Annotated in this window: 7 protein-coding genes; 4 read left to right on the top strand and 3 right to left on the bottom strand. The window is 68.1% G+C overall.

The genetic code is table 11. The features are described 5' to 3' along the window. Positions 1-4: 4 nt before the first annotated feature. Complete coding sequence (locus DAT35_RS09335; protein WP_108066590.1) at positions 5-2,134, bottom strand: PQQ-binding-like beta-propeller repeat protein; 2,130 nt, start codon at positions 2,132-2,134, stop codon at positions 5-7. Positions 2,135-2,266: 132 nt separating this feature from the next. On the opposite strand from DAT35_RS09335, the gene DAT35_RS09330 reads away from it, so the two are divergent. Continuing rightward, a complete protein-coding gene (locus tag DAT35_RS09330; RefSeq protein ID WP_108066589.1) occupies positions 2,267-3,292 on the top strand; it encodes a hypothetical protein in 1,026 nt (341 codons plus the stop codon). 77 nt (positions 3,293-3,369) lie between these two features. On the opposite strand, the gene htpG is transcribed toward DAT35_RS09330, so the two are convergent. Next, positions 3,370-5,385, bottom strand: coding sequence for a molecular chaperone HtpG (gene htpG / locus DAT35_RS09325; protein WP_108066588.1), 2,016 nt, complete (start codon positions 5,383-5,385; stop codon positions 3,370-3,372). Positions 5,386-5,536: 151 nt separating this feature from the next. On the opposite strand from htpG, the gene DAT35_RS09320 reads away from it, so the two are divergent. From DAT35_RS09320 to DAT35_RS09310, 3 genes are all read left to right on the top strand, one after another. After that, positions 5,537-6,334, top strand: a complete 798-nt coding sequence (locus tag DAT35_RS09320; protein WP_108066587.1) for an SDR family NAD(P)-dependent oxidoreductase — start codon at positions 5,537-5,539, stop codon at positions 6,332-6,334. Between the two features lie 60 nt (positions 6,335-6,394). After that, complete coding sequence (gene eis, locus DAT35_RS09315; protein ID WP_108066586.1) at positions 6,395-7,585, top strand: enhanced intracellular survival protein Eis; 1,191 nt, start codon at positions 6,395-6,397, stop codon at positions 7,583-7,585. Positions 7,586-7,835: 250 nt separating this feature from the next. Beyond that, positions 7,836-10,649: a PAS domain S-box protein gene (locus tag DAT35_RS09310; RefSeq protein WP_108066585.1), complete on the top strand. Its 2,814-nt coding sequence runs from the start codon at positions 7,836-7,838 to the stop codon at positions 10,647-10,649. Here the strand turns inward: DAT35_RS09310 and DAT35_RS09305 are convergent. Continuing rightward, positions 10,642-12,264 carry a sodium/solute symporter gene (locus DAT35_RS09305; protein WP_108066584.1) on the bottom strand — a complete coding sequence of 541 codons (1,623 nt, stop codon included), beginning with the start codon at positions 12,262-12,264 and terminating at the stop codon, positions 10,642-10,644. The genes DAT35_RS09310 and DAT35_RS09305 overlap by 8 nt on opposite strands. Position 12,265 lies beyond the last annotated feature (1 nt).

The following is a 12,265-nucleotide window of genomic DNA, read 5'->3' as shown; positions in this document are numbered from 1 at the left end:
GACCTCACCGGCAGTTGGTGATGGGGGTCTCGGGGTTGCCGGTGTTGCGTGCGTCGTGCTGGTACTTGGGCCACGGAGCACTCGTGTCCAGGCCCGGGCTGTCGACGACGAATGCGTACAGCCGGCCGTCGAGGGAGGGCACATAGAGCACGCCATGGGACGCTGAAGCGGGGGTCCCATCCGTCGCGCGGGTGCAGTCCAGCGAGGGCGAGGCCTCCGCAGGACCGACGCTGTCGCTGAGCTTCCAGCGCAACTTCAGGTCGCTCGCGCTCCACGCCGACACCTCGCCCAGGCCGGCCTCGGGGCCGGTGAAGGAGGCAGCATAGAGGGTACTGGATGCGCCCAGGACCGGAGCGCCAGGGAAGCTGCCCGCGTTCGGAGCGGTGGCCCGGACCGCAGCTTCATCCGAGGGGGCCATCAGGTTGATCGCCGTCAGCTCCGCGGCCCCTTCCGGGAGGTCGCGGCCGAAGATCACGACGTTGCCTGCTCCGATGACCATGTTACGCACTGGCTCCGAGCCCGTGGGGTCGCTCGGGAACTGCCACTTGTAGGAGGAGCCCGTAGAAGGCACTTGATACATGGCCAGGATCCCCCCCCGCACCGTCCCAGTCGACGAGCGGAGTCCTCCAGCCGCCACGAGGGTCCCCCCCTCCGCCAGGCCCATTCCCGTGAGCGGCGCCCCCATGCTGAGGTAATCGTAGGTCTGGGGGAGCTCAAAGGTTTCGAGCTCAGGGTTGAACCTGTAGTTCCAGGCCGTTGGATTTGTACTCCTTGGCGCCGAGAAGAAGTAGTCGTTGCCCTGGATGACGATGCTCGCCCCTTGCGGTTCCGTGAACGGATTGCCACGGCCCGTGCATTGGATGGGGCTGGTGGAGGGGAGATCAGGCCGGAAGAAGAGGAACGCACCATCATCCGGGTTGTGGCTGGAGATGGCGGTCTCGAAGGTGGCGTTCTGCGACTTGAGGTACTGATGGGTGATGGCAAGGGCTGAGGTCACGATTCCCGCTTGAGCGCCTGGGACCGGGCAGATCGCCAGGGTCGTGCCATTGGCATCCAGGGCGTAGACGGTCGCGAGCGTGCCGGAGCCGGGCGCCACGTAGAGGCGATCGGTTCCATCGGGATTCTTGCCCACGGTCGGGCTGCCGAGCACAGAGCCCAGCTGCTTCTCCCACTTCTTCGTCCCGTTGGGCTCGAGGGCGAAGACCTTGCCGTTGGCGTCGCTGGTGCCGAAGTAGATGGTCCCCTTGTCTCCGATGGCGGGAGTGACCCGGATGGCGCCGGACGCGCCGTCGAAAGCCCACTTCCACCGTGTCACGGGGATGGGGGTGCTGCTCTGGCGCACGTTGCCCACGACATCGTTTGCCGTCACCTCGATCAGGAAGTTGCCGCGGAAGTCCGGCAGCCCTGGCCGCCACAGCGGCACCTCCACGGTGCCGCAGTAGGTCTTGGTGCATGGCGTCACCGGCGTGAGCGCCAGGTCCGTCACGTCCGTTCCGCCCTTGTAGCCCCGCACCACTACATGCACGCTCGCCGGATCCAGGTCCTTTGAGTCCGACTCCACCCGGACGGTCACGGTCTGGTCCCTGCGCCATGCCGGGGTGGTGGCCTTCGGATCCGTATAGGAGAAGCCATCAGCGGGAACCGTGGACTGCGCTCCGGGAACCTGCACCACCAGCGACGGCGCCGTGCGATCCACCGTCACCTGCACCGAGGCGCTCAGTCCAGCTGCCTCGGGGGAGGTCGCCTGGAGGATGTACTCGCCTTCCTCGGTGGGGGGCGTCCACACGGCGGTGTACGTGCCATTCTCCGCGCTCTGCTGGGTCAGCTCCGTCGTGGTCCCATCGCTCACCCGCTTCGCCGTGAAGCTCAGTTGCGAGGGATAGACGGGGCGCGCCACGGGATTCACTTCCAAGTGGGCCCGCACCGTCACCGGTCCTGCTCCCACCACGGTGTGCTCGACAGGTATCTCGATGCTCAATCCCGTATAGCGGGAATCGAAGCACTGATTTTCTTGGGAATGGCAGAACTGATTCAGGCCGCAGTCCGAATCCTGCTCGCAACTGCCTGGAATCTTGCTGCAACCCCCGAGCGCTCCCAGCACCACCAGCGCTCCAAAGACCTTGCGCAGCCTCACGGTGACCTCCAAACCCTTTGACGGACGAGAGGTGGGGATAGCATGGTACGCTCGGTCTACGCAGCCACCATCCGTCAATCCGGTCTTCACTCCGGCGTCAACTTCGCCCCAAGCCTTCACGAGGGTCCCTCCGTGAACCGCTCCTCCCGCATGCGGCCTCCACACCTGCTCGCCATCACCCTCTTGTTCGCACCCCTGGCCTGGGGTCAGTCGGAGTCTGTTGCGATCCATCCCTGCGTCGTCAAAGGCGGCGCCGCCAGCACAGCCAAGAAGCTTCAGGAGGTGTGCACCCAGGCGATGAGCGCCGGTGAAGGCCTGAAGGCGACCGAGGGCTCGTGCGCTCGCAGCAAGAATGCCAATGAGCTGACGAGCTGCCTCGGCCGCCTGGCCAAGGACAATCAGGCCAGCCGCTCGGTCCTCGTGACCCTCACCCTCCAGCAGGGCAACAAGGTGGGCTTCAGCGGCATCGCCGTTGACCCCAAGGGGCAGAAGCTGGACAAGAAGGACATCGCTCCCCAGAGCCCCAAGGCCGGCCAGTCCGTGCAGGACCTCGTTCAGACCACGGTTGGGGAGCTGCGCAAGCAACTCGTCCCCGCTCCCCAGGCGCCGCCCGTGACGCCCGCGACTTCCGATGCGCCCATTGCGAAGGTCGAGCCCGCGCCTCCTGCCGCGCAGCAGCCCCAGGGTTCGGGGGACGTGGGCTCCAGCGCGTCCGGATCCGGCACGCAAGGGGCGGTCACCACCGGGCCCACGGCGAAGCCTGACTTGGTGCCTTCCGTGACGGAGACGCAGAAGTCGGCGGAGTCGCGCACCTGGAAGACGCCGGTGGCCTATGCCGCGGGGGGGGTTGGGCTCGCTGCTGGGGTGCTGGCGGTCGTGTTCGCCATCCAGGCGGGCAATGCCTACGACAAGCTCGATGCGGAGTACCAGAATGGTGCGGCCCCGCCTCCCAGCCGCGCCGCGGAGGTGGCTGGCCTCCGTGACGACATCAACCGCAACCGCACGCTGGCGGGTGTGAGCGCGGGTGTGGGGGCCGTCCTCGTCGGAGCCGGTGCCTACCTGTGGTTCAGCGACAAGCCTTCGGAGACCAAGACGCCGGGCACTGCTTCGCTCAGCGTCGGGCCCGGTGGTGTGGGCCTCCGCGTGCTGCTGCCGTAGTCAGCGGGCCCTATCTCAGATGTAGAAAAGGGGCGAGGCTTGTTGGCCTCGCCCCTTTTTTCATGTGGTCCCGCTGCTCAGTTCCTCGGCAGCGGCGTCTCGGGGCCGGCGGCCACCGCGCTTCCTTCCGTGGGCTTCGCGTCCGACGTGGGCGTCTCGGGCCCCGAGGCCACCGCGCCCGCGGGCGGTACCTTCAGCGCCGCCAGCTGCGTCATCAGCGCCGTCATCCGCCTCGCGAAGCGGTTGGGGTCCTCCACGCTGCTGCCCTCCGTGAGCAGCGCCTGGTCGTAGAGCATCTCCACCCACTCCGTCACCTGCTCCGAAGCCGGCTCCTTCTCCTGGAGCGCCTTCAGGTGCTCGATGATGGGGTGCGACGGGTTCACCTCCAGAATCCGCTTCGTCCGCGGCAGGCCCCGGCCCCGCTCACGCAGCAGCCGCTCCACGTACGCGTGCGAGCCTCCCTCCGGCACCACCAGGCAGCACGGCGAGTCCGTCAGCCGGTCCGACACCCGCACCTCGCGTACCTGCTCCTTCAGCACTTCCTTCATCCGCTCCGCCAGCGGCCCCAGCCCCTTGGCGCGCTGCTCCTTCTCGCGCTTCTCCTCCTCCGTCTCCTTCAGCTTCAGGTCCGCGTGCATCGCCGACACCAGCGGCTTGCCCTGGTACTCCTTCAGCCCCTGCGCCGCCCACTCGTCCACCGGGTCCGTCATGTACAGCACTTCGTACCCGCGCTTCTTGAGCGCCTCCAGGTGCGGCGAGCCCACCACCGCCTTCCTCGACTCGCCGAAGATGTAATAGATGGCCTCCTGGCCCTCCTTCATCCTCGTCACGTAGTCCGCCAGGGACGTCAGGCCTTCCTCTCGCGAGCTCTCGTAGCGCACCAGCGCTCCCAGCTTCTCGCGGTACTCCGTGTCGACCGCCAGCCCCTCCTTCAGCACCGTGCCGAAGCCCTGCCAGAACGTCCGGTAGTCCTCCGGCTTGTCCTTGGCCAGCTTCTCCAGCATGTCCAACGTCTTCTTCGTCACGTGCTTGTGGATGGCCTTCACCACCGCCGAGTCCTGCAGCAGCTCGCGCGACACGTTCAGCGGCAGGTCGTCCGAGTCCACCACGCCCCGCACGAAGCGCAGCCACTGCGGCAGCATCTCCTCGCACCGGTCCATGATGAGCACCCGCTTCACGAACAGCCTCACCCCGCGCTGCTGAGGGCTGTTCAGGTCGAACGGCGGGTGCTTCGGGACGAACAGCAGGCCCGTGAAGACCTGGTTGCCCTCGGTCCGGAAGTGCGTCCACGCCAGCGGCGCCTCAAAGTCGTGCGACAGGTGCTTGTAGAACTCCTGGTACTGCTCGTCCGTGATTTCACTCTTCGGCCGCTGCCACAGCGCGCTCGCCTTGTTCACCACCTCGAGCTGCGTCTCGGTCTTCTGCGCCTCCCCCTCGCCCGTGGTCTTCTGCACCTGGAGCTTGATGGGGTGGTTCACGTAGTCCGAGTACTGCGTAATCAACGAGCGCAGGCGCCACTCGCCCAGGAACTCCTTCTGCTCCTCCTTCAGGTGCAGGATGATGGACGTGCCGCGCGTGGCGCGCTCGGCCGGCTCCACCGTGAAGGTGCCCTTGGCATCCGAGGTCCACTTCCAGGCCTTCGAGTCCTTGCCCGCAGCCCGGCTCACCACCTCGACGTGGTCCGCCACCAGGTAGGCGCTGTAGAAGCCCACGCCGAACTGGCCAATCAGGTTCACGTCTTTCTGGCCTCGCTGCGACACCAGCTCCAGGAACTCCCGCGAGCCAGAATGCGCGATGGTGCCCAGATTCTTCACCAGCTCGTCATGCGCCATGCCGATGCCGGTGTCCTCGATGGTCAGCGTGCCCTTCTCCTCATCCGGGAGGATGTGGATTTCGAGCGCGGCCCCTCCTTCCATCAGCTCGGGCTCGGTGACCGAGCGGAAGCGCAGCTTGTCGAGCGCGTCCGACGCGTTCGACACGAGCTCGCGCAGGAAGATCTCCTTGTGGCTGTAGAGGGAGTTGATGACCAGATTCAGGAGCTGGTTGATCTCCGCCTGGAACTTGTGGGTTTCCCTCGGGGTGTCGACGGACATTTCTCCTCCGGGCGCCCCTCGGGGGGCGCAAATGCCCTCCCTGTAACCATGAAATGCGTACTGTCCAGCGGCACACGGGCGGTTTTCGCCATGTTGCCGGGGCTCCAACCAGGGAGGGCCGCCTGGGGAACATGTACGCAAGGAGGTAACCATGGCAGCGACGAATCCATTCGACATCTCGGGGAAGGCCGCCATCGTCACCGGTGGCGCGATGGGCATCGGGTTTGGCATCGTCCGCCGCTTCGTCGAGAGCGGTGCGAACGTGTTGCTCACCGACCTGGACGAGCAGGCGGCGAAGGCGGCGCTGGCACGCCTACCCAGGGGGCCGGGGAGGGCCGAGGCGATGCAGGCGGATGTCTCCCTGGAGGGGGCGGATGAGGCCATGGTGGCTCGCTGCGTCGAGCGCTTCGGGGGCGTGGACGTACTGGTGAACAACGCCGGCATCTACCCCGCGGTGCCCGTCCTACAGATGTCTCCCGAACTCCTCGACCAAGTCTACCAGGTCAACATCCGCGGGCTCGTCTTCGCCTCGAAGGCGGCGGGGGCCCGGATGATTCAACAGGGCCGGGGCGGGAGCATCATCAACCTCTCCTCGATCGCCGCCTTCCACCCGTCCTCGGTGGGGCTCGCGGCGTACGGCACCTCGAAGGCCGGGGTGTCCCAGTTCACCAAGAGCCTCGCGCTCGAGCTGGCGCCCCACCGCATCCGGGTGAACGCCATTGCCCCCGGCGGCGTCATCACCGAGGGGGCGAATCGGCAGTTGCAGAGCATGATGACGCCGGAGCAGGAGGCGGTGTGGCGGGTGGAGTACGTGAAGGCGAAGATTCCGCTCGGGCGCTTCGGTGACCCCGACGACATCGCCCGGGTGGCCGTCTTCCTGGCCTCGTCCGCGAGCGAATACGTGACGGGGAGCGACGTGCTGGTGGATGGCGGAATGTTGCTCACGTGAGGTGCGCGGGCGGCGTCCATCCGTCCTAGGCTGCGTCTTCTGTAGCTCGAGAGGGACAGAATGGACGCGACAGCACCGGACTTCGGTCCGCCGCGGGGTGAGCAGGAGCTTGCCGCGGCGGAGGACATCGTTTGCCAGGCCTTCGCCATGCCTCCAGAGGAGGGGCGCGTCTGGAGGCAGAAGATCGAGGCCGGGGGGGCCCAGCTGAGGGTGCTCCGCCAGGGCGGTCCCGTGGCCGCCACGCTCATCCACTTCTCCATGGGGCAGTGGTTCGGTGGGCGGCGCATCCCCTTGGTGGGAATCGCCGGCGTGGGCGTGGCGCCCGCTCGCCGGGGGCAGGGCTCCGGTGTCCGTCTCATGCAGGCGTGCCTCCAGGAGCTGCGCGGCCAGGGCGTTCCGCTCGTCGGCCTCTACCCGTCCACCCAGCCTCTCTACCGGCGCGTGGGCTTCGAGCAGGCCGGCTCCCGCTTCGAGATCCGCGTGCGGCTCTCGGGGCTCGACTTCCAGGAGCGCTCCCTCTCCCTTCGGCCCGTGGAAGCATCCGACCTGCCCGCCCTCCATGACGTCTACCGCCGCTGCGCCCAGCGGCAGCAGGGGTGGCTCGACCGTGGCCCGTACATCTGGAATCGCGTCACCCATCCCAGGGGCGAGACCGCCTACGGCTACCTCGTGGAGGGCCCCTCCGGAGTGGAGGGCTACGTCTACCTGTCGCGCCGGTCCCTGCCCCAGAGCATCCATCAGGAGCTGAGCCTCACGGATTTGATCGCCCTCACCCCGGCCGCGGGCCGGCGGCTGTTGAGCTTCATCGGCGACCACCGCTCGCTGACTGATGAGGTGGTGTGGCGCGGTGGGCCGGCGGATCCGCTCCTCCTGCTCCTGCGCGAGCAGACGTACCAGGTGAAGCACCTCTTCCACTGGATGCTGCGCGTGCTGGACGTGCCCGCCGTGCTCCAGGCCCGCGGCTATCCGGCCGGGTACTCGGGGGCGCTGCACCTCGAGGTGGAGGACGAGCTGTTCCCGGAAAACCGCGGCCGCTTCGTGCTGGAGGTGGAGAACGGCGTGGCCGAGGTGCGTCCCGGAGGAGACGGGGATGTGAAGCTGCACGTGCGGGCGCTCGCAGCGCTCTTCAGCGGCTTCCTCTCGCCCGCTGCCCTCCAGTTCGTCGGGGTGCTCGAGGCCGACGAGGCTTCCCTGCGCACGGCCGCGGCGCTCTTCTCCGGACCGCCGCCGGCCATGCCCGACATGTTCTGAGCCTCAAGGCACCCATGCCCCGAGTCCCGCCGGGGCTCCACCTCCTGGGCGTGGGCGGGGATTCCCCCGGTATTCCGGACCTCACGCGGGCTCTGGTATTTTTTGGATGTACGGCCATCGCCCATGGTGAATCCGAGGGCGGTGGCTCTGTGCTCGGGCGGACGAGGGGGCGGGTGCGGAGCGCCGGTGATTCGGGCCGGGCCATGGCTGTTACGGGCAGGGGCTGCTGGATGGATGGAGGAGCGCGAGGATGAGCAGGGCTCTGGGGGATCCGACCTCGAGGCTCGAACTGGCCGCAGCCGGGTTTGAGATGCTGTGGCACGCCCCCATCGGTATTGCCCTCGTGGACCGGGAGTTCCGGCTCGTACGCGTCAACAGGTCCCTGGCCGAGATGAGCGGCCAGTCCGCTGACGCCCATCCGGGCAAGCACCTGGGCGACGTGCTTCCCCCAGGCGAGGCCACGCAGGACCTGCTCGTGCGTCTCCCGCGGGTCCTCACCACGGGGCAGCCCCTCACGGACGTCGAGCTGGAGTGGGGCGCGCGCATCTTCCGCCTCTCGCGGCGGTTCTCCCGGGTGAGCTGCCATCCCGTCCACCAGGGCGCGGAGGTGGTGGGCCTGTGCCTGTACCTCGAGGACATCACCGAGCAGAAGCTCGCGGACGAGGCCCGCCGGGCGAGTGAGGCGGGGCTGAGACGGCTGTTTGATTCGGACCTCATGGGCATCCTCGTCTGGGAGAGGACAGGCGCCATCCTGGATGCCAACCGCCGGCTCCTCGAGATGTTGGGCTATGGCCGCGAGGAGCTGAAGGGCCGCCATCTCGACTGGCTCTCGCTCATTCCGCCCGAGTCTCTGGGGCCCCTCGAGCGTATCGCCGAGGAGCTGCTCGCGACGCAGGTGCCCACCGAGAGGGAGCTCCTCTGCAAGAGTGGTCAGCGGGTCCCCGTGCTCATGGTGGGGGCCTTCTTCGAAGGCTCGAGGTCGGAGGGCATTACCTTCGTGCTCGACATCACCGAGCAGAAGCGCGCCCAGGAGGCCCTCCGCGAGAGCGAGACGCGGCTGCGGGGCGTCGTGGCGGCACTGACCGAGGGCATCGTCTTCCATGACGCCTCGGGCTCCATCGGCTTCTCCAACGCGGCGGCCTCCCGGCTGCTCGGGCTCACGCAGGACCAGTTGCAGGGCCGCACCTCGTTCGATCCCCGCTGGCGTGCGGTGAAGGAGGACGGCAGCCCCTTCCCGGGAGAGGAGCACCCGGCCATGGTCACCCTGAGCACGGGCCTTCCCCAGCTGGACAAGGTGATGGGGGTCTACCGCCCGGACGGCACCCGGGTCTGGTTGTCCATCAACTCGCTGCCGCTCTCCAGCTCCGCTGAGGGAGCGCCCATGGGCATCGTGGCGTCCTTCTTCGACATCACCCGGCGCAAGGAGGCCGAGGAGGCCCTCCGGGTGAGCGAGGAGCGTCTGCGGCTGGCCATCGACTCGGCCGCCATGGGCGCCTGGGACTTCAACCCGGTGACGGGCGAGCTCATGACGGATGCCCGCACCCGGATGCTCTTCGGCTCGCCTCCCGAGCTCGACCTGGAGCACGAGAAGTTCCTCGCCGCTGTCCACCCCGAGGACCAGGAGCGCATGCGCCAGGGCATCGAGCATGCCCTGCGTCCGGAGAGCGGTGGGCGCTATGGCATCGAGTACCGGGTCATCGGCATCCAGGATGGTGTCGAGCGGTGGATCGCGGCCAAGGGTCGTGCCTGGTTCGATGACAAGGGCAAGGCCGTGCGTTTCCTCGGGACCGTGCTGGACATCACCCAGCGCAGGCGGGCCGAGGCCAGTGCCCGCTTCCTCTCGGAGGCCAGCCGTCTGCTCTCGGAGCGCCTGGACAGGGCCGAGGAGATGCTCCAGCGGGTGGCCCGGCTCGCCGCTTCCACCCTGTCCACCTACTGCATCATGAGCGTGGTGCAGGAGGACGGCGGCCTGCTGCGTATGGTCAGTGCGCACCGGGAGCCGTCCAAGGAGGGCGTCCTCCCTGCGTCCTCACAGTTCGGGCCGGAAGGCCTGGCATCGAGTCCGCTGCTGGAGGTGGTGCGCACGGGCAGGTCGCGACTGATCCGGGACTTCACCCCGGAGCTCCGCAAGCAGTTCGCCGTCAGCCCCGAGCACCTGGAGGCGATCAACGCGCTGGATGCGTGCTCCGTCGTGCTCGTCCCGATGCGGGCTGGAGGAAAGGTGCTGGGCCTCATGCTCCTGGCCGCTGCCTGGCCCCAGCGGCGGTACGACGAGGAGGACCTGGAGCTCGCGGAGGAGCTGGCCCACCGGGTGGCCATGGCGCTCGAGAACCTCCGTCTCCTCGAGGAGGCGCGGCACGCCGTGGGACTGCGCGACGAGTTCCTCTCCGTCGCGAGCCATGAGCTGAAGACGCCGCTCACCTCGCTCAAGCTCCAGCACTCGCTCATCGGCCGGTTCATGACCCCGGAGTGCCGGGCGTCCGTGGGCTCGAGGCTCCCAGCGGCGGTGAAGCAGGTGGAGCGGCTCTCCTCGCTCGTGGACAGCCTGCTGGACGTGAGCCGCATCGGTGCTGGCCGGCTGACGCTGGAGCCCGTCGACATGGAGCTCACCCAGCTCGTTCGCGAGGTGCTCGACAGGCTCTCGGAGGTCTTCACCCAGGCGGAATGCACCGTGGACTTCCCCTCCCTGCCGCCGGTGCGCGGGTACTGGGACCCGCTCCGGTTGGATCAAGTCGTCGTCAACCTGCTCACCAACGCGGCCAAGTACGGGGCGCGCAAGCCCATCCGCGTGCGTGTGACGGCGGAGGGGGAGCGCGTCCGGCTGACGGTCCAGGACGAGGGCATTGGCATCGCCCCCGAGTCCATGTCTCGCCTGTTCTCGCGGTTCGGACGCGCGGTGTCGGAGCGGCACTACGGCGGCCTGGGCCTGGGGCTGTTCATCTCCAGGCAGATCGTCGAGGCCATGGGGGGCCGCATCCTCGTGGAGAGCCAGCCCGCCCAGGGCGCGACCTTCATCGTGGAGCTGCCATGGAGTGCGGGCCCCCGCCCCGAGCCGCTCAGGTAGTCTGAGCGCCCGGGGCCGCCACGGACGTCTTCCCGGGCTCCGCCGTGGGAGCCGAGGCGGAATCGTCGGCCTCCGCGCCCACGTGCATGCGGTGGCGCACCTCCTCGAAGCGGCCGGCCGCCTCGGGCTCGGGCGCGAGCAGAGACGCCACCCAGCCCACCAGGAAGGACAGCGGGATGGTGACGATGCCCGGGTTCTTCAGCGGGAAGAACGCCTCCTTCTGGCCCAGCAGGTCCACCTGCACCGTGGGCGACAGGAAGATGAGCAGCACCGTGCTGATGGAGCCGGTGATCATGCTGGCCACCGCGCCCCGCGTGGTGAAGCCCTTCCAGATCATCGACAGCAGCAGGGCGGGGAAGTTGGCGCTCGCGGCGACGGCGAAGGCCAGGCCCACCATGAAGGCCACGTTCTGCCCCTTGAAGAGGATGCCCAGGAGGATGGCGAGAACCCCCAGGCCCAGGCTGGCCAGCCGGGCCACGCGCAGCTGCTCGTGCTCGGGGGAATTGCCCTTGCGCACCACGCTCGTCCACAGGTCATGGGAGAGCGCCGCCGCGCCCGACAGCGTCAGCCCGGCCACCACCGCGAGGATGGTGGCGAAGGCCACCGCGGAGATGAAGCCCAGGAAGGGTGTACCGCCCACGGCCTCGGCCAGCATGGGCGCCGCCATGTTGCCGCCCTTGTCCACGAGCTTGATGGCCTCGCGGCCCAGCAGCACCGAGGAGCCAAAGCCGAGGATGAACGTCACCAGGTAGAAGTAGCCGATGAGGCCGGTGGCGTAGAACACGGAGCTGCGCGCCGCCTTCGCGTTGGGCACCGTGTAGAAGCGCATGAGGATGTGGGGCAGGCCCGCGGTGCCGAACATCAACCCCAGCCCGAGCGACACCGCCTCCAGCGGGTTGGTCACCAGCTTGCCCGGCGCCAGCACCTCCGGGCCGTACTGGGTGGCCGCCGTCTGGAAGAGCTCCAGCGGGCTGAAGTGGTACTTCGCCAGCACCATCAGCGCCAGCGCGGTCGCGCCCAGCAGCAGCAGCACCGCCTTGACGATCTGCACCCACGTGGTGGCGATCATCCCGCCGAAGAGCACGTAGAGGATCATCACCACACCGACGATGACGACGGCCACCTCGTACTGCAGGCCGAACAGCATGTGGATGAGGTTGCCGGCGCCCACCATCTGGGCGATGAGGTAGAAGGCCACCACGGTGAGCGTGCCCACGGCGGCGGAGATGCGTACCGGCGTCTGCTTCAGCCGGTAGGCCACCACGTCCGCGAAGGTGTACTTGCCCAGGTTGCGCAGGGGCTCGGCGATGAGGAACGTCACCACCGGCCAGCCCACCAGCCAGCCCACCGAGTAGATGAGGCCGTCAAAGCCAGAGAGCGCCACCAGGCCGGCGATGCCCAGGAAGCTCGCGGCGCTCATGAAGTCGCCCGCGAGCGCGAAGCCGTTCTGGAGGGCGGTTACCCCTCCACCCGCGGCGAAGAACTCCGAGGTCGTCTTCGTCTTGCGCGCCGCCCAGTACGTGATGGCGAGCGTGAGGCCCACGAACGCCAGGAAGAAGATGATGGCCGTGTAATTGGTCTGGCCAATCGAGGTCTGTGCCTGCTGTGGATTCATG

This window comes from Vitiosangium sp. GDMCC 1.1324, from assembly GCF_003044305.1.
Lineage (GTDB): Bacteria > Myxococcota > Myxococcia > Myxococcales > Myxococcaceae > Archangium.
This window is presented reverse-complemented; position numbering and strand designations above follow the sequence as displayed.